This window comes from Paenibacillus sp. 1_12 (assembly GCF_900114475.1).
Taxonomy (GTDB): domain Bacteria; phylum Bacillota; class Bacilli; order Paenibacillales; family NBRC-103111; genus Paenibacillus_S.
In genome coordinates this window covers 42,101-61,445 of sequence record NZ_FOTE01000022.1, presented here as the reverse complement: position 1 = coordinate 61,445, position 19,345 = coordinate 42,101, and the positions used below count along the sequence as shown (strand labels likewise).

Below are 19,345 nucleotides of genomic sequence, written 5' to 3'. Positions count from 1 at the left end.
CAGCGAATAGCACAGACTTTCCACTTCAAAACCAAATAAACTTATCACTGCCTTCCTAACAAGAAGGCAAGTCAAAGAGGGCCTATGAGTAATCAAAATTCTAATCAAACCGGTAACCCGCCTGAAGAATTTTCTTTCGAATGGAATGGGGGGTTCAGCTACCTTACCTATCTCAAAAAGAAGAGCACTGTTACGGTTACAGACCAACACCTACACATAAAGGCTCAAAACTTTCTTTTAGGCATATTTCCGACTCACCCAAGAATAACGGAGTTGCCTCTTACCCATGTAAGAGGGCTATCTATTGCTTCAAAAATCAACTGGTTCGACCTCGTCTTTTCAATACTTTTTGTCATTGTAACATTAATAACAATGAGTTTTTGGCCTTTAGTCCTCACGATCGTCTTCATACTATGTACGTTTAATACTAGCATTTACATTACAGACCATCTCGGAAACAGAATCGAAATTCCATCCGGCTCCAAAAGCGCAGCAGTTCAGTTTGTCCAGAGGGTGGCGCAAGTAACGAATCCTTTCGCAGAAACGGCTAGCACTGTAGAACACGCAGCACATCCATCAATCACGAAGCCTATCTTACTAACCAAAGAAAGCAGTAAAATAAGCAATGGGAACCCTTTGTCACTCCCTTCGGATTCTCCGGTACGCTCCGATCAGCAAGCCGATGACCGCCTATCTTCCCGCCTGCATTCGGACTTACTCGTCCAATTCAAGCGGCCGAAATTAACAAAGACCATTTTTCTAGTTGTCAGTGCAGCTCTTGTGGCTCTTTCCATACTTTATGTAGGCATCCTTTCCAGAGGAGGCTTTGATAACCAATACGTCAAATGGGTTAAAGAGGGGAAGGTGCCTGAGAGTACCATAAGTATGAGTCAAGTGCTAGAAAATAAAAACTTTTTCAGCAACGTTGAATGGGAACAGATAGGTTATGGAAAAAACGACCTTGATAAGTATGTTATGTACCAAGCCACTTACTCGGTTCAAGGTGTGAAGGTGTTCATTCGAACCGTGTTTCAAGTCTTTGGAAAAGACCATTTTCAGGCCATTGAGTTCTCCGCTGACGGTCAAATATTAGAAGTATCAGACTGGTACGATTTTCTTAGCAGCGTAACACCTAAAGATAATAGCACCGCAGCTCCAAAAGCAGTCCCGACAAAACCAGCTGAAAATAAGCAACAACCGAAAACGGCTCCGATGCAAGAACCCATAAATCAGCCTAACAATGCATCAGTACCAGCAACTAATGAACCGAGCTCAGTTACCAAAGTAGTCATGCTAAAGGATTTTGTAAAATGGACTCCGTCGACTGTGAACGCCACCCTTCTCCTGAATCTTGATGGAGAAAAAATGAACCTTGTAGTAGGCTATGACACGCCAAACGGAATAAAACTACAGCTTCAAGGTAAAACCGAAAACTGGAATCTGAGATTGAAAGATGGAAACAATGCCTTCAATAACTATGGCGATCTCAAAGAGGGATTTAATCTGTACATCAAAGATCATAGCTTTGACAACAAGTCCACTCCCGAGGTAGTTGTCGTGGCAAGCAATGGGATGATGGAAACTTACGTCTGGGTATTTTCCTACAATTTCGTGTACTACGAAAAAAGTGGTGCAGCGCCTCTCGAACAAATTTGGTTTGGAGAAGGCCAATCTACCGTGATGCTCGACGGCAATAAAATTGTCCTGCCTTTCGGTTCCCAAGGTCTTTCCGCGGAATACGTTTACGATAATCTGACATTTAAGGAAAAGCAGCGATAGGGCAGTAAAGAGCAGGTTACGAAACCTGCTCTTTTTTTCATGAAACATTACAGAAAGGTATGAAATAAAATGTAAAATAATACCATATTATAACTAGGAATGACGCCGAGACGCTCGGCGTGCAGCACGTTTGGAACATAGAAGGATCAAAGAACATGGACCTCCTTTTTAAATTTCAACTTACACACTAACACCCTGATAATAAAAATCGATATCGACGTCGACGTCGGTTTTTAAAAACGCAGGAGGTTGATTTGAATGGAAGCATACGGATTCAATCCAAGAAGGAAGCGAAACCTCGATCTCGGGAGTAGAAGGAATGAAAGTACGCTGGGCATTAATTTGGGTTCTGAGATCGAAACGATAGATAAGCCCGAGTGTGATAAGTCTCAAACTCCAGAGCTTTCCGCCAAACTAATCGAGGAAGGTTCTAAACATACAGAAACTAACAACCGTTCGCCACATTTCGGCGAAGGATACCAGAAAGTCACAGTATATTTGCCAACAGATCTTCTTGACAAACTTAAACATTTAAAAAAGGAAAGATCTATCACTAGTTACAGCGAATTCATTACTGGGGTAGTAAGAACCCGGCTAACGGAGAAATCATCGTAGAATTCTCAAAATCATACGCTCAAATGAAGTTTCCCCACAATGAGAGGCCCATTTTCTAAATCAATAGGAAATGGGCCTCTCACTGTTCAAACCCCGAGTTTTGCCACTCTTCCTTCATCTGATTCATGAACATGGCACACAACGATCTGGTACAGGTCCTCTTGGAGGATACGAAATTTCTGCCCTCGTCTTGTACGATCACGTAGAGCAAAGAACGAACAGAAACTTCTTTTGACATTACTCTACTTTCTCGTTTATCATTTAAGCAACTTATTAGGAGAGTGTATCATGAACCCAGCAGTTGTTAGAACGACTCAATCAAGGGGTAAACATATTAAAACCCTAATCGAGCAAGTGCATATTTTGTATAAAGATTTTAATGAAGACATATTCGACCACGTAACCGGGTTAAAGATTCTTGACGATGAAAAACAAGAACTGGAGACAATATATACTATTCTTAGAAGTAACGCTCTAATTAAGGAACTCTTCATGAATGAGAGTGAACTTTCCTATCGATCTCTTCAATGCAAGAGCGCAACAGAAAAAATTAATAGGTATGTAAAGATATTAAGGCAACGAAGAAGCCGAGTAAAAAGAAAGAACAATGACGAATACAATCAGTATGTATTTGAAGAACTAACATCACTCTCCAAAAAGTCCTTAATAAAACAACTCATAAAACACTTGAATAAAAAAGAAATTGAAGACCTCATTAAGCAGACACAGGGATTAAAGGAACGATCAAAAACAATAAACGGCCAAAAAGGACAGTAAACTACTGTCTTTTTTTTATTTTTAATTAATTCATTCTCATTTAAGATATCCTTCGTATTCTATAGTATTTTAAAGATAAACACACCCTGGTCACGTTTTTATTGACATAATCATAATCCATTTGTAGTTCTATCCATTTCCGTAAGTCCTCCCTGCCTATCTCAGCTCTTTTGATGTATTCTCTGAAAACCAGATGCCCGAGAATTTAAATCTAACATGGTAAACTAGGTTTGTAAGATGTTCTTTGAAAAGTAAATAGCGCTGGTAACTAAACGCTTTGAACAAGTAGTCGTTTCCGGGCAAATAAAAATCAGGAGGTACTATGACAAGTTCAACACAAGTAGCGATGAGAAGAAGGGCATTAATTTGGGGGCAGAGTGGCATCTGTAAATGTCAATCCAAAAATTGACCGCCCTGCTAACCATGATCTATTTCAGTAAAAAGAATATACCACATGGAGGTTTTAAAATGAAAAATGTAACTATTTGGGATTACGTTCAGTCTGGAAAAATTCAAGATCTCGAAAACGATGTACGAAATCAGTTGCCACAACCATTTGACTTTGAAGCCCGCATCTATAACCTTCCTAAAATTAATGTCCTTGCATACTTCATGCCCTGCTTCAAAGTTTTCTATAAGTTTGATGAGAATTCCTCACTGGAGAACATCATTTCCCTTATATCACCAGAATTTGAAGTAGTCGATGCAACCGTGCTAAATGGCGAGGCTTGCATTGAATGCATTGCACACGAGGGTCCGTATGCTGAAACCATCCCTCAAATACTTCATAACATTGAATACTATCTTAGCCCCTATATCCTGAGGACATTAGTCGAACTGAAGCTTGACTTCGTTAGGCTTCAATTCTTAATTGATGAGATGCTCTAGAGACGAAAACGCGAAATTCATGAAGTTGAAGCATAAATTTCCATAAAAGAAAGGCGTTTTCAAGATATAAACCTAATTAAATGGGCCTTCCCATTCATGAATACACACAACAAAAAGAACCGCCAAGATGTGTCTACCATCCTTGCGGCTGAGAAAAGACAATTCGAATCTATTGTAGTACATGTAGCGAAAATAACACAAAGCAAATAAAAGGGAAAAATAATATATCAACTACTCATACCTGGAGGAATCACTATGAAAATCAAACTCGCACCTTCAATCCAAGAAGGAATTCACGAAGCTGAAATCATCAAATGCAAAATAGAGGATAACGGAAAAATACTAAAAGTAACTTTCAAACTTGGAAATGGCACATCCTTACCCAAAAGTTACTACATCAGTACTGAAGGGGGACTCGCTGCACTGACTGTCCTAGTGAAAACTTGCCTCGGGGACATCCAAGACTTCGAACCTGAGGGCCTCATTGGATGCCGTGCCCGAATCGTTCTAAAAAGGGAAGATATCAAAGGTAATATATACAACAATATCAAGAAAGTAATGCCTTTCCTTGATAATGAAATATCAGATAATTCCGGAGGGTTCGAGGAAGATTCGGAAGCGGAAGACATGGACGATGATTTCGAATTGGAAGAGGAATCGGACGATTCCGACGATAGTGGAGAGCTCGAAGATTTTGATATTAACGACGATTTCGTAGAAGGGGATGCCATCTCCCAGCCACAAAGCCGTAGACGCAGACGCTAATCAATATTCGCGGAAACTGTAATTAAGGATTTCCGAAACATAAAAGGGGGATAACAATATGCCAAACAATAAACCAAAAAAAGACGGACTCGGAGACAAGCATCCCATACATCCCCTATCTTCATCAATCTCTCTTACCGATTTCGACACGCATGCCGATGCGCTGATTTTCATCTGCAAAGATATGAGGAAGTTTCGCAGCGAAATGGAAGAGCCCTGTGCAGAGGTAATGATTGACGGTCATACTCAGATTATGAAAATGGATAGTTCGAAATTCAAGCTCTTTCTATCAAAAATCTCCTACGATACCTTTAATAAATTGATTGGGCCTGATAGCATTCAGCAAGTGATAACCCATTTCAAATCGATAGCAGCTTTTGAAGGGGCTACTGAAGAGTTGTCACGGAGGGTCGGCCGTCTCCACGGAAACATCTATTATGACCTGACGAATGATGCATGGGAGGTCGTTGAAATCAATAATAAGGGATTTAAGATCTTATCTAAGTCACCTATTCCATTCTTTAGAAGTAAAAACATGCGTGGACAAGTAACACCTGATCCTAACGGCTCTTTACTTAAATTGATCAAGAGGCACTTCCGCTTTAAAAGAACAAGCGACTGTATCCTTTTCACCGTATATCTTGTATCATGTTTCATCCCAAATATCCCCCATCCGCTCCTTGTTCTCGCTGGGGAACACGGAGCCGCCAAATCGACTACTATGAGTATGTTAAGAGCTATCGTTGACCCTGCAAAAAATGATCTACTCTCCATGCCAAACGGCCATGACGATCTGATACTTGCATTACTCAACAACTATATGCCGAGCTTCGATAATCTCGATATGATTTCTTCTGAAAAGAGTAATATTTTGTGTATGGCCAGCACAGGGGGAAGCTTCAGCAAACGTGCCTTGTACACCAATGACGATGAAATCATCATGAGTTTACGTCGTTGTGTAACACTCAATGGAATAAATGTTGTCGTATCTCGACCAGACCTGCTTGACCGTTCACTCATTTCCGAGTTGGGACGTATTTCCGAAACGGAAAGGAGATCAGAAGAAGACGTTTGGAGCAGCTTTTACGAAGACCTACCCCAGCTAGTTGGGGCTTGTCTCAATACCCTTTCCAAAGCTATGGGCATCTACCCTACTGTCCAACTGACCTCACTCCCACGCATGGCTGATTTCGCCACATGGGGATTTGCTATAGCAGAAGCATTAGGGATAGGAGGTACGCAGTTTTTAGAGGCTTATAAGAAGAACCAGCTTCGATCGAATGAAGAGGTACTTTCTACCCACCCTGTAGCAATGACCGTACTACGGTTCATGAAGAATAAATCAAAATGGAAAGGCGATTGGACCACATTGTTAGCTGAACTCGAGAATCAAGCGTTAAAAATGAACATTCGTACGCATCAAAAAAGCTGGCCTGCTGCTGCCCATGCATTGAGTAGACGCATGAATACCATCAAGTCGAACTTGGAGCAAGCAGGCATCTACTTCGATACACGACAGGGTGACACGAAAGAACTCATCCTGGAGAATAGGATCTTGAAAACAAACAGTTTTACTCCTGCGAAGAAGGTTATCATCCCTCATGGTAAGCATCGTGCAGAGCGTGTATAATCCATGACTGACGATAACCCGAGCTTGGATAAATCGTAACTCCTACTCTTTGTCCCTAAAAAAGCGTCAGTTCGGTAGATAGCGTCCGGTAACTTCGCTCCCCCCGCTACCGTCGCTTTTTGAAACATGAAAGGTACGGACAAGCAGAATCCCTGTGTTCCCGACCTCTTAACCGCAAGGAAGAGAGGCGGGGTTAATTAAAACGGCACGGAGAAAAGACAGAACAGAAGAATAAAAATCGAACAACTGCGAATCCACCTTCCCAGCCTCTCGAAGCAATCAAACCCGTCTTTGTCCCATTTTCAAACAGTTAATATATCTTGGTAAGGGATATTATACCAATTGGAGTGAAGACAAAGATGATAGTCATAAATAGCCATCAGGACTTAGCGGAAATTAACAATCCCAGCAACCAACTTCCTGAATCAGCAGAAATCTTTCTAAGTAAGTTTTTCGATCAGCTACACCAGCTACTAGTGCAAGGAAAGAAGCCATTCAGGCTTTCCGATCACGGTTACAGGCTATTACTATTAGTGAAAAGCGACACCCTAGTCTCCTTACGAACCGCTGGTTTCCGTATGTACGATCACTTCCTGGAATATGTAGAGTGTCTCGCGCTTGACGACTGCCTACTTTTCAAAGCCTGCATAACGGAAGACAATGAGAACTTCACATTTGTCATTTCAGTAACTGGCATTCAAAGCAAGGAAGTAGAGAACTGGTTCTCCCATCACATGGAGGGGGGAGTACTTCATGAAGAAAAGAATTCGCAGCTATAACGAAGACAGCGCAAAAAGGGCTACACCCGCCAAGCGGAGCGGTGAGCCTTCTCCCAGCGTAGAAGACATTGAATTGACTGAAAGGCTACGCGATAGCGGCACCTTGTTGGGCATTGAACTGTTGGATCACGTCATCTTGGGCGACGGCAACTTCTTAAGCATGAAAGAACAAGGGCTTATGTAACTATTCCAGAAAAAAGGTCAACTAAAAAAGAACTGAAAAGGAGCAATTTCTGTGACACTGAAATTCGCACCAAGAGGCGCTACAAATAAGGTCCATAAGATTATCCCGTTCGATCTGCAACTTCACCTTTTTCGACTCATCGATTCACAAATCGAACAGGGACTGGAAATGGATCACTGGCAGTTTTTCGAACTACAGAAAACAAATCTCAATCAACTGCTCATCACCCATAGCCAAAACAATCCGCCGAGAAAAGAAAAATGCCTATTGGACGGCTACTCCCTTGCCCAGGATTACATAGAGGCTTGGGCCATCGACTACGAAGAACTCGGGGCGACACTCATGATCGCAGATCCAGCTTGAACAGTAGGTTGATAAGCTCTCCATAAGAAATTCCGATTCTAAAATAAAACAATGTTCCCACCCTGATCTACAACCTAGAGCGAACGTTCACGAATAGGGGCAACGAATGTGCAAATTACACACCTTCGCACCAGTATTACGCGAGAAAAGCTCAAGCACTACATCATGGAACCGGACAAAACGGATTGTAAGCTCATCGATCATGTCCAGGAAACTACCGAACCATACTATCTATCAGCAGTTGAACTCTTGAACGCCATTATAAACAAGTAGAACCTCAAGAACTAATTCCCTTTTAATCGGCTCCTCCACCGAGGAGCTACTTTTCCTAAATTCAATTACTGAGAGGGGTTCCAACCATGAGCATTAAACGAGCAGTAGCCTACGTTCGATTTTCCAGCGATAATCAAAGGGATGAATCCATAGATGCCCAAGTCAGAGCTATCAAAGCCTACTGCAAACAAAATGGATTCGATTTTGTTAATACTTACGCTGACCGAGCCAAGTCCGCCACTTCAGATAAACGCCCCAAATTCCTCCAGATGATCGCTGACAGTGATAAGGGACTCTTTGACATTCTAATCGTCCATAAGCTGGACCGCTTTAGCCGTGATCGGTACGATAGCGTCAAGTACAAACGCAAGCTAAAGAAGAATGGCATCCAATTGCTTAGTGTGACGGAGAATCTGGACGGATCGCCTGAAAGCATAATGATGGAATCCGTAATTGAAGGCATGGCCGAATACTACTCCAAAAATCTCGCTCGCGAAGTCATGAAGGGCCTGAAAGAAACCGCCTACCAATGCAAACATACGGGCGGCTTTGCTCCCATCGGCTACGCCGTTGATCCCGTGACTAAAAAATACATTATTAATGAAGAAGAAGTCGGCATCGTTGAAATTACTTTCAGCATGTTCCTTGCTGGACACGGGTACAACCAGATCATCGACGTCTTGACTGAAAAGGGCTACAAATCGCGTTACGGTCGTCCAATCGGGAAGAACACCTTAAACAACATTCTTCGCTGTGAGAAGTACACAGGAACATACATTTTCAACGTGACTGATGGAAAAGATGCGGAAGGTAAGCGAAACGGCAACAGAAAAAAAGCCGATGAGGATGTCATTCGTGTAGAAGGGGGGATGCCTGAAATCATTTCAAAGGAAGCATTTCAGCAGGTCCAGGATAAGATTAATGGCAACAAGCAAGCGCCTGGCTCCTACAAGGCAAAGGAACTGTACATGCTAAGTGGTCTGTGCGTCTGTGGGGAATGCCTCAACAACCTGGGAACCGCATATTCCATGATGGGCAACGTCAAACATAGCGGCAGAAACAAGCTCAAGTACGTCAGCTATCGCTGCGGCAACCGCGACCGAACCAAGGAGTGCAAAAACCCTGAACTACGCCGGGAGTATATTGAAGCCTACGTGATTTCACAACTGGAGGAGAAAGTTTTCAATGACGATGCGATTCCGGTGATCACCAAGCAGTTGAATGATTTTCGTAAATCGAAGGAAACTAACATCAAAAGTGAGAAGGCAAGGTTGAAAAAGAGCCTTACAGGAATTGAACGGCAGATCGAGAACATCATCAATGCCATTGCTGGCGGCATCTCCAATTCATCGTTGAACGACAAATTGGAGGGATTGGAGCAGCAAAAGCTGGAGCTGTCTCAAAAACTCATTGAGGCAGAAGCTATAAAAGAAAAAGCAGCCATCACAGAGGATACTCTGCGACAACTGCTTTCCCAGTTCAAAACTCATTTAGCTGAAAAGAACATTCCTGAGATCAAGAAGTTCATTGCCAGCTATGTAGAGAAGGTGATCATCTACAAAGCCCATGTAGATGTAATCTTTAAACTCCATATTGTGGATTTAACATATGGAGACGAGGGGAGTCGAACCCCTGTCCGAAGATAACGGCACACAAGCTTCTACGGGTGTAGCTACAGTTTTGATGTCACCTTAGAAGCGCCCCGTAACCGGCTCTCCTTCAGGTCAGCCTGATTGTCTTCTTCCGATTGACCCCAGGCGGAGACCAAGCGGCGTATCCCACTTAAGGTTGAGCCCCTATCCTAACACATGGGTGATGCGAGGTAGAAGCACGCACACAGTTTCTTAGGCTGCGAAAGCGTAGTTGTTTTGTTGTTTGCCGTTTAATAGGCTTTAGCGTTGATAAAGCGGACGCGTCCCCACTACCCGCTACTCATGCTCGAACTATCCCCGTCGAATCCAAGAACGTCCCCGCATAAGTGGACTTCCGTTAAGAAAGCCACAAAGATAAATCACATCTCTGAAAGATGCTTACTTAGTATAACACATTTCCAAATAAAAAGCAGTCCGTGTTTCTGGAATCACAGAGAGATGCTGCCTTTATTACATCCTTCGATTGTCCTTACTCAATTAACGAGCAACCTTTTGTTTCTCACGAAGCACTCTTTGAATATCGCGTTGTGCATCGCGTTTAGCAGCCGTATCCCGTTTGTCATATTGCTTTTTACCTTTACCCAAACCGATGAGCAGCTTGGCAAATCCGTTACGCACATATATTTTCAAAGGCACGAGCGCGTAACCGTCCTGCTTAGCCAATCCGAACAGCTTCCGAATTTCCACCTTTTTGAGCAGCAGCTTCCGCGCTCTTGTGGGGTCCGTAGGATTGTGACGATTTCCCTGCTCGAATGGACTGATATGAATGTTGTGAATGAACGCTTCGCCATTACGGATGGTAGCAAAAGCATCTCCGATGTTGGCTCGGCCCAGACGAAGTGATTTGATCTCCGTTCCGGTTAACACAATACCGCATTCATAGGTGTCCTCAATAAAATAATCGTGGGAAGCCTTTTTGTTTTGTGCAAGTACCTTGCCGTCAGCTCTATTCCCCATCGTAAACCCTCACTCCTTCCCACACCGCGCAACCTCTTAGATAAGTTAACAATTGTAAGCAGAACGCTATACAACCATAAAGTATTTCTTTCATATATTCCCTTTAAAAAGGGATTGGAATTCATTTTACCAAACTCCAATCCCTTGAAGCAAGCGAACAAGCTACTTTTTCGTTTGCTTCCTACGCTTGCGCGGCTGTCCGCTTCCGCTATCGCCCTTGGCTGCCGCATCCAACGCACGTGCTTTCGCAGCATCGACACCGGTAGCTTTGCCAGCAGCAGCATTTCCTGCGCTTTTACTCGTACGCTTCCTGCCTCCACCTGCACCTGAGCCATCTAAGGTAACGCCAGCAATGCCTTTACCGCTGCTTCCATTATCACTTGCTGCACCCTCACCACTAAATGAGATGCCATTGACGCCCTTGCTGCCGCGCTTCCGACCGCTTGCTGCACTTAGTCCACCTAATGTAGCAGCTGCTGCACCTTTGCCGCTGCGCTTTCCAAAGGTATTACCTTCGCCGCTTGCAGATGCGCCAGACTTGCCTTTACCACCGCGTTTTCTGCTGCTCCGGTCTCCGCCTAATCCAGCCAGTGCCCTAGCTTCGCTCTTGCTGCTGCGCCATCCATCACTTGTCACTCCTTCGTCGCCAACGGAAGCTCCGCTCTCAACTGCGCGTTTCCTGATGCTTGCTGCGCCTGCCTCAGCTTCACCTGCTGCACCCTTGCCCGTATCCGCTCCGCGCCAGCTGTCACGCGCACCTTTCAGGCTTACGCTTTGGCTGCCGTCTACTTTCACACTGCCGCTTGCAGCATCCTTTCTTGCTCCCAAGCTGCTACTCGCTCTCGAGCTGCTTAAGCCCCCATCTGCCTTCGCTTTGCCTTTACCGCTGCCTTTGCTACTGCCGCTCGCTGCAACACCAGTACCGCCCTTGCCACGTTTGCCGCCACGTGCGCCCTTAGCCGCACCTACACCACCACGCCCGCCTGCGCCGCTGCCTGCCGCTTCACCACGGCGTCCTCCGCGCTTATCGCCTCGTCGAACAGCCTTCAATGCGTCGATCAAACCAATCTTTTTCTGACGAGGCTGCATATCTACCATCTCAAAATCGATCGTATGCTCCTCCGTACTGACACGTGCAACACGTACCTTAACCTCATCACCAAGACGGTATACCTTGGAGGTCCGCTCCCCAATTAAAGCCAGCTGCGCCTCATGATAATGATAGTAATCATCATGCATATCGCTCAAACGAATAAGACCCTCTACCGTGTTATCCAGCTCCACAAAAATACCGAAGCTCGTTACACTGCTGATCATCCCTTCGAATTCCTCGCCAACCTTATCCATCATAAACTCGGCTTTCTTCAGCGCCTCCGTCTCACGCTCCGCATCTACAGCGACACGCTCACGCTCCGAAGACTGCTTCGCAATATCCTCCATCCGACTCGACAAATATTCATGCCGCTTCGCCTGCATATCCCCCTGCTCCAACACTTCGCGAATAACACGGTGAATGATGAGATCGGGATAACGACGGATCGGCGAGGTGAAGTGAGAATAGAATTCCGCTGCCAGACCAAAATGTCCTGTGCTCAAAGCATCATATTTAGCCTGCTTCATCGAACGCAGCATCACCGTGCTGATGACCCGCTCCTCTTTGGTTCCTTTAATTTCATTAAGCAGCGATTGCAGAGCCTGAGGATGTACGGTATTGCCTCTTCCACGCACTGTATAGCCGAAATTCGTAATGAATTCCATAAAATGCTGCAGCTTCTCATTATCCGGGTCCTCATGAATCCGGTATAGGAACGGCACCTTCAACCAATGGAAATGCTCGGCAACCGTCTCGTTCGCCGCAAGCATAAATTCCTCGATAATTTGCTCAGCAATCGCGCGCTCTCTTTTCACAATGTCCGTAGGTTTGCCGCTCGCATCGACCAGAATCTTCGACTCTTCAAAGTCAAAATCAATCGCTCCGCGCTTCATCCGCCGGTTGCGCAGCTTGCCAGCCAGCTCCTGCATCAAACGGAAATCATCCATCAGATACGCATACCGTTCGAGCAATTCAGCCTCTGGCTCGTCAGACAGCAGCTTACGCACATTTGTATATGTCATCCGCTCACTCGTCTTAATCACACTTGTAAACACATCATGACGTACGACCTTGGCATTTTCATCAAATTCCATTTCACAGGACATCGTCAGCCTGTCCACTTGCGGATTCAATGAACAAATCCCATTCGACAGTCGATGAGGCAGCATCGGTATAACACGATCTACCAAGTACACACTGCAGCCCCGATTATATGCTTCCCGATCTAATGGAGAGCCTTCGCGTACATAATAGCTAACGTCAGCAATATGCACACCTAACACATAATTGCCGTTATCCAGCCGTTCCACATTGACCGCATCATCCAAATCCTTTGCATCCTCGCCATCAATCGTAACAATACGTTTGCTGCGTAAGTCACGCCTTCCGATCAGATCTGATTCGGCAATGACCTCAGGAACGGATGTTGCTTCCTCCAGCACCTCATCAGGGAACGATTCCGGGAGTCGATGCTTGCGAATAATCGAAATAATATCCACACCCGGATCATTTTTGTGTCCGAGAATTTCGATAACTTCACCCTCTGCAGCCGCACGGCCTTCCGGATAAGATAAAATATGGACAACTACCTTATGCCCGTCCATCGCTCCATGGAAAGCCTCCTTAGGGATGAATATATCTCGCCCTATCCGCTTATCGTCCGGCAGCACAAAAGCATAACCCTCATTCATCTGAAACAACCCGACAATCTGCGTGTTGGCTCTGGTAACAACCTTAGCTACCTCACCCTCCAGTTTACCTCCGGCTGCTCCTCTAGTTGTAATTCGAACCAGAATCGTATCCCCATTCATCGCGCCGCCCATGTCGTTTGCGTGAATATACACATCCGGATGATCACGATCCTCAGGAATCAAAAAACCAAAGCCTTTGGCATGCGCTTGGAGCCGGCCACGCAGCAAATTCATTCGTTCTGGCACTCCATAACGCTCCGTCCGAGATCTTACGATATGACCATCATTTTCCAATTCATTCAATAGCTTGAGAAAGCTTTTAAAATCCTGTGCTCCTGTAATCTGGAACTGCTTCTCCAGCTCTTGGTATGTCATCGGCTTATAATCCGATTCTTTCATATATTCCAATAATTGTTCTCGTTGAATCAAGCTTCATCAACCTCCTTTGTTTTTTTATGTAATCTATAATAGTCCTTCTTCTTAGTTTTACCCATTTTTCAATTATGAATCATCGTTACCCATGCCGGGCACTATAGTTTACGTAAATGAGCAGCATCCGGTAACGGCGGTTTTAAGTCATGTCTCACATGGTACAGGCCCGAATTCCAACAAAAAAACAGCAGGAGTAAAGGTCCCCTGCTGTGTTGCTTGTTATTTAAATATGCTTAACGAAATAAGCTACAACCACCGATAGAATGAAAAACGTTCCGGCCAAGCCCATTGTTAAGCGAGATAAAAAGAGCTCCATACCACGAGCCTTTTGTTTACCAAATAAATGCTCTGCACCTCCGGAGATGGCACCGGATAAACCCGCGCTTTTTCCTTGTTGAAGCAGTACCGCTGCAATCAAACCCAAGGATGCAATGACCAATATTATTTTCAAAGCAATTTCCATATTTCCACCTCGATCCTAAATTACACAGTACTATTATAATAACATAGCCTTGTCCAGCTGGCAAACCAAATCTCCTTGCAAGCCGTCTAAACAAATAAGGCTCACGTATTGAGCCGTTTTAAGTTTTATCTAAGACTCATCCAAACGTTCAAATTTATAAAATTAACCAAGCCGACGTTATGATGAGCATTGTCATCTTGATTAATTGAAGAGGGTTATTCGAACCATTATTCAGCACAATGCCGTCATTAAAAGGCTACACATTGGTTATTAGGAACGAGCCTGCGCCATATACTGATTGAAATCCACGATGCTCGGGTTGCTCATATAATGACCACCTTCGACTTGAATGGTTTGTCCAGTAATGAATTTGGATTCATCAGAAGCCAGGAATAGCACGGTATATCCGATGTCATCTGCTTCACCGTGATAGGGCAGCGCGTTAAATTTGCCGAAAATATCCAGCACAGCTGCAGGCATATTTTTCTCAGCTGCCGGTGTTAAGATAAGTCCCGGAGCAACCGCGTTACAACGAATCTTATCTTTACCATACTGTTCAGCGATATATCGGGTAAGGTTCACAACTGCTGCTTTGGAGGCACCATACGCAGACCGTACGGAATCACCAGCAAAAGCCGCCATCGATGCAGTATTAATAATTGAACCTCCACCAGCTTCAATCATATGCGGAATCGCAAACCTGCTGCCTAACAGCACGCTTTTGGTATTCACAATCATTAGGCGGTCCCATTCATCCAAATCAATATGAACCACATCGAGGTCTTTTTGCAAATTGGTTACACCTACGTTATTAAACAAAACCGAAAGGGTTTTGTATTCTGCAACTGTATAGTCAACAGCTTCCTTGATCGAATCCTCTTGAGAAGCATCCAGGAATAGACCTACAGCTTCTCCGCCCTGACTCTTAATGATATCAGCCGCTTCTTTGGCAGCATCAACATTATAATCGGCAATAACCACTTTAGCTCCCTCTCTGGCCATTAAAGAAGCCGCTGACAAGCCAATACCGGACGCTCCACCCGTTACTAACGCAACTTTGCCTTGTACTCTACCCATTTGACTATCCCCTTTGATGTTATGATGATTATTGCTCTTCTGCTTTAGGGTTCTCAAAGTTCTTAAGTAGCTTCTCATGAATGTGTAAAAACTGCTTTAATTCTTCCTCGCTGAGCACTTGGAACAGCTCCACTCGCAGTTCCTGCCCTTTTTGCTGCGCTTCCTTCAGTACATCTAGACCCTTCTCCGTAATAGACAGGAACACATTCCGCCGATCATTTTCGTTATATTTACGCTCTGCCATACCCAGCTTGATTAACCGATTAGCAATGTTGGTCATAGCTCCCGGCGTATAGCCCAATTTCTTTGCCAGAACGGTTTGTTTCTGTGGACCCCTTTGCTTCAAATCGGACAAAACAAGAACCGGTGAAATCCCGATATTGTGTTCAAAGGCATTCATCCATCGAATAATCGCTTCATTTGTAAATAATTCAACTGCATGTATCAGTTTAAAAATATCGGTGTGCTCCAAAATGTTCTCCTTTAGGGTGCCGTATTATTTATAATTATCTTAGTTTTCTAGCACCACCGTCAACCATAAGGGTTTGTCCTGTCATGTAATCCGAATCCGCACTCGCCAGGAATACCGCCACACGACCAATATCACTTTCCAGTTCACCAAGTCGTCTCAGCGGGATTTTCGATAGCATGGCTTGATAGTATTCAGGCTCTTCCTTCGCCCATTTTTGAACACCGGGAGAGTTGGCAATCGGTGAGATCAAGTTCACATTAATTCCATATGGACTCCATTCATTAGCCGCAACACGCGAAATAGCACAGATTGCTTCTTTAGCTGCGGCATAGGTTCCTTGACTAACATCTCCATTAATACCCGCACCGGATGCAAAATTAATGACTTTGCCTTTTGATTCTTTTAAATAAGGGAAAGCTGCTTGCATGAGATAGAAAGTTGGGTAAAACCCTGTGTTGAATGATAAATCGATATCTGCTTGTGTGATTTCCTCAAATGGTTTCATTCTTGATGCATTCGCATTGTTAACCAATATATCCAGTTGTCCATAGGTATCCATAACTTGCTGCACAATGCCCTTCAGTTTGTCACTCTCAGCAAGATTGGCTGGTATGAATATACATTCCGGCTGGTACTCCTGTAATTCTTTAATCGATTGTTGACCTAACTCCTCGTTAAGATCCACGATAGCCACTTTAGCTCCTTCTTTTACAAAAGCCATCGCCATTCCTTTACCAATACCAGATGCGCCACCTGTAATAATCGCCACTTTTCCATCTAATCTGCTCATTCTTAACACTCCTTTCTACAAGTATTTTAACATTAAAATAGATTCCAGTAAATCTTTTAACATTAAAAGATATTCCCATTATGAGCATCTACACACGCACCAATCAACGTCGCGAGGCATCCTGACAACAAGAACAATTGCTTAAGCTCTGACAGTATGACGCAAAAAAAAAGCCAACCAAACCTAAGGTTCGGTTAGCTTTACACGTCAATTACTTCAATTTCAATACACGCATGGCATTCAAAACTGCAATTAAAGTGACCCCAACATCTGAAAAAACAGCTTCCCACATCGTCGCAACTCCAAAAGCGCCAAGTAATAGGAAAACACCTTTGACCGCTAATGCAAAAATGATATTTTGCCAAACAATCTGCCGCGTACGCTTCGCTATACCGATTGCAGCAGCTATTTTAGAAGGTTCATCTGTCATAATGACAATATCCGCCGCTTCAATCGCAGCATCCGATCCCAAGCCCCCCATAGCTATCCCCACATCAGCCCGCGCCAGCACAGGTGTATCGTTAATCCCGTCTCCCACAAAAATGATCTTTTCATTCTTCAATTTCAGCATGTCTAATTTTTCAATTTCTTCTACCTTATGCTGTGGGAGCAGCTCCGCATGGACTTCATCTATATCCAGTTTGCGGCCTACAGCCTCTGCAACAGCCTTGGCATCCCCTGTCAGCATGACCGTCTTTTTAATCCCAAGCCCTTTGAGCAATCGGATCGCTTCTGCTGAATCTTCTTTCACTTCATCCGAAATAACGATATATCCAAGATATTGTTTATCAACAGCAATATGAACAACTGTCCCGACCTCTTCAGGTGACCGGAATACAATCTGTTCTTTGCTCATCAGCTTGGCATTCCCTGCAAGCACTTCTTTCCCCCGCACCATTACCTGAATTCCGTGTCCGGAAATTTCATTGGTTTCCGTCAGATCGTCTGCCTTAATTTCTTTCCCGTAGGCTGTTCGGATCGATACGGCTATCGGGTGAGTCGAATGCGCCTCCGCATAAGCGGCATACTCTAATAATTCATCCTCGGCAGTACCACCTGCTGGCCTAATATCCGTTACTTTAAAAGCTCCCTTGGTCAAGGTTCCGGTTTTATCAAAAACCACATACTTCACATCATTTAATGCTTCCAGGTAATTGCTTCCCTTTATCAAAATACCCGATTTGGAAGCCGCCCCGATACCGCCAAAAAATCCAAGTGGGATTGAAACCACCAGAGCGCATGGGCACGAAATCACGAGGAAAATTAAAGCACGGTAGATCCAGTCTGAAAAGGTTGCCCCATTCACAACTAATGGCGGTACTACAGCTAATAATAGAGCTACAATAACGACGACAGGTGTATAATAACGAGCGAATTTAGTAATAAACTTTTCGGTTGGCGCTTTTTTGCTGCTCGCATTTTGAACCAATTCCAAAATTTTGGAGACAGTCGATTCACCGAAGCTTTTCGTAACCTCCACGGTCAATACACCATTTTTATTAATAAATCCGCTTAAGACATCATGACCCGCCTCTATCTCTCTTGGAACGGATTCACCTGTCAGAGCAGAAGTATCCACCATGGAGCTCCCCTCTAGAACTTTCCCGTCCAAAGGCACCTTTTCACCGGGTTTTACAATAATATGGTCGCCAATATTTATATGTTCCGGGGAAACACGCTTAGTCTCGCTTCCGACTTTTAGATTTGCGTAATCCGGGCGTATGTCCATCAGAGAGCTGATCGATTTACGTGAACGATTTATCGCAATACCCTGGAACATTTCACCGACTTGGTAAAATAACATAACCGCTACACCTTCGGGATATTGGTTAACGGCAAAAGCTCCTATTGTGGCAATGGCCATTAGAAAGTTTTCGTCAAATACTTGGCCTCTAATGATATTCCTCGCGGCTTGCAGGACGATGTCTCCCCCTACAATCACATACGCCAGGAGAAACAGCCCAAGCTCCCATAATCCTGAAACCGGAGCAAGCATCCCGATACCGGTTAATACGACACCTATCCCTAATCGAATCGACATCTGCTTAACACTTCCACTACCATGATCATGGGTGTGCCCCTCTTCATTATCATGAGCGTGATCTTCTGATCCATGATCGTGGGCGTGTGCTTTGGCTCCATGGTCATGAGCGTGTCTCTCTGTTCCATGATCGTGAGTGTGACCCTCTGTTTCATGGTCATGGGCATGGGCATGGGCATGGGCTTTGGCCCCTCGTTCATGAGCGTGTCCCTTTGATCCATGATCATGAGTGTGACCCTCAGTTCCATGATCGTGAGCGTGACCCTCTGATCCGTGATCGTGAGCGTGTCCCTCTGCTTGTCTCGATATGCTCCCTCTTGAGGCAGCTTTTACTTTTTCCCTCACTTGAATGTGAGGCTCTAACCTATTCACCTTTTTCTTTGCTTCTGCTATTATCGCTTCATCTTGACCTTTTTCAGTCTCCACTGTCATCGTTTTAGTAACGAAATTTACGGAGCATGAGGAAACGCCTGATATTTTTTGTACGCCGTTTTCAATTTTCAATGCACAGTTGGCACAATCTAAACCCTCTAATATAAGCTCTCGCTTTACAAGTTCTTTGGATGTATCCATTGCAACCGCCCTCTTTCCAGCAATCATATGAGCATATATTCATATATAATG

15 protein-coding genes, 1 other RNA gene and 1 pseudogene are annotated in these 19,345 nt (G+C 44.3%); 9 read left to right on the top strand and 8 right to left on the bottom strand.

Annotated features, from left to right (window positions below; translation table 11 throughout):
- The first annotated feature begins 84 nt into the window (after positions 1 to 84).
- The 9 genes and pseudogenes from BM210_RS29145 to BM210_RS29100 all read left to right on the top strand — a co-directional run bounded on the left by BM210_RS29145 (position 85) and on the right by BM210_RS29100 (position 9,699).
- Entirely contained in the window at positions 85 to 1,779 is a 1,695-nt protein-coding gene (locus BM210_RS29145) for a hypothetical protein (protein ID WP_091175982.1), read from the top strand.
- Positions 1,780 to 2,037: 258 nt separating this feature from the next.
- Positions 2,038 to 2,394, top strand: a complete 357-nt coding sequence (locus BM210_RS29140; protein ID WP_091175980.1) for a hypothetical protein — start codon at positions 2,038 to 2,040, stop codon at positions 2,392 to 2,394.
- Positions 2,395 to 2,682: 288 nt separating this feature from the next.
- A complete protein-coding gene (locus BM210_RS29135) occupies positions 2,683 to 3,171 on the top strand; it encodes a hypothetical protein (RefSeq protein ID WP_091175978.1) in 489 nt (162 codons plus the stop codon).
- 468 nt (positions 3,172 to 3,639) lie between these two features.
- Positions 3,640 to 4,059, top strand: coding sequence for a hypothetical protein (locus BM210_RS29130; protein ID WP_091175977.1), 420 nt, complete (start codon positions 3,640 to 3,642; stop codon positions 4,057 to 4,059).
- Between the two features lie 255 nt (positions 4,060 to 4,314).
- Complete coding sequence (locus tag BM210_RS29125; protein ID WP_091175975.1) at positions 4,315 to 4,824, top strand: hypothetical protein; 510 nt, start codon at positions 4,315 to 4,317, stop codon at positions 4,822 to 4,824.
- Between the two features lie 58 nt (positions 4,825 to 4,882).
- Complete coding sequence (locus BM210_RS29120) at positions 4,883 to 6,454, top strand: hypothetical protein (protein WP_091175974.1); 1,572 nt, start codon at positions 4,883 to 4,885, stop codon at positions 6,452 to 6,454.
- Positions 6,455 to 7,270: 816 nt separating this feature from the next.
- Positions 7,271 to 7,417: pseudogene (locus tag BM210_RS29110) on the top strand (JAB domain-containing protein); the annotation flags it as partial.
- 51 nt (positions 7,418 to 7,468) lie between these two features.
- Positions 7,469 to 7,780 carry a DUF960 family protein gene (locus BM210_RS29105; RefSeq protein ID WP_177238064.1) on the top strand — a complete coding sequence of 104 codons (312 nt, stop codon included), beginning with the start codon at positions 7,469 to 7,471 and terminating at the stop codon, positions 7,778 to 7,780.
- Positions 7,781 to 8,139: 359 nt separating this feature from the next.
- Complete coding sequence (locus BM210_RS29100; RefSeq protein WP_177238063.1) at positions 8,140 to 9,699, top strand: recombinase family protein; 1,560 nt, start codon at positions 8,140 to 8,142, stop codon at positions 9,697 to 9,699.
- On the opposite strand, the gene ssrA is transcribed toward BM210_RS29100, so the two are convergent.
- The 8 genes from ssrA to BM210_RS29060 form a co-directional block, all read right to left on the bottom strand.
- Positions 9,660 to 10,025, bottom strand: a transfer-messenger RNA (tmRNA) gene (gene ssrA / locus BM210_RS29095). The genes BM210_RS29100 and ssrA overlap by 40 nt on opposite strands.
- Positions 10,026 to 10,182: 157 nt before the next feature.
- Positions 10,183 to 10,662 (bottom strand): SsrA-binding protein SmpB, encoded by a 480-nt coding sequence (gene smpB / locus BM210_RS29090; RefSeq protein ID WP_091175967.1) that lies wholly within the window; start codon positions 10,660 to 10,662, stop codon positions 10,183 to 10,185.
- A gap of 162 nt (positions 10,663 to 10,824) precedes the next feature.
- The gene (gene rnr / locus BM210_RS29085; RefSeq protein WP_091175965.1) at positions 10,825 to 13,875 is read right to left on the bottom strand and encodes a ribonuclease R; all 3,051 of its coding nucleotides are present in this window, start codon (positions 13,873 to 13,875) and stop codon (positions 10,825 to 10,827) included.
- Between the two features lie 226 nt (positions 13,876 to 14,101).
- Complete coding sequence (gene secG, locus BM210_RS29080) at positions 14,102 to 14,341, bottom strand: preprotein translocase subunit SecG (protein WP_091175964.1); 240 nt, start codon at positions 14,339 to 14,341, stop codon at positions 14,102 to 14,104.
- A 270-nt stretch (positions 14,342 to 14,611) separates the two neighbouring features.
- Positions 14,612 to 15,418 (bottom strand): SDR family NAD(P)-dependent oxidoreductase, encoded by an 807-nt coding sequence (locus tag BM210_RS29075; RefSeq protein ID WP_091175963.1) that lies wholly within the window; start codon positions 15,416 to 15,418, stop codon positions 14,612 to 14,614.
- 28 nt (positions 15,419 to 15,446) lie between these two features.
- Complete coding sequence (locus BM210_RS29070; RefSeq protein ID WP_091175962.1) at positions 15,447 to 15,890, bottom strand: MarR family winged helix-turn-helix transcriptional regulator; 444 nt, start codon at positions 15,888 to 15,890, stop codon at positions 15,447 to 15,449.
- A 34-nt stretch (positions 15,891 to 15,924) separates the two neighbouring features.
- On the bottom strand, positions 15,925 to 16,680 hold the full coding sequence (locus BM210_RS29065; protein ID WP_091175961.1) for an SDR family NAD(P)-dependent oxidoreductase: 756 nt from the start codon (positions 16,678 to 16,680) through the stop codon (positions 15,925 to 15,927).
- Between the two features lie 211 nt (positions 16,681 to 16,891).
- Positions 16,892 to 19,294 (bottom strand): heavy metal translocating P-type ATPase, encoded by a 2,403-nt coding sequence (locus BM210_RS29060; protein WP_091175959.1) that lies wholly within the window; start codon positions 19,292 to 19,294, stop codon positions 16,892 to 16,894.
- Positions 19,295 to 19,345 lie beyond the last annotated feature (51 nt).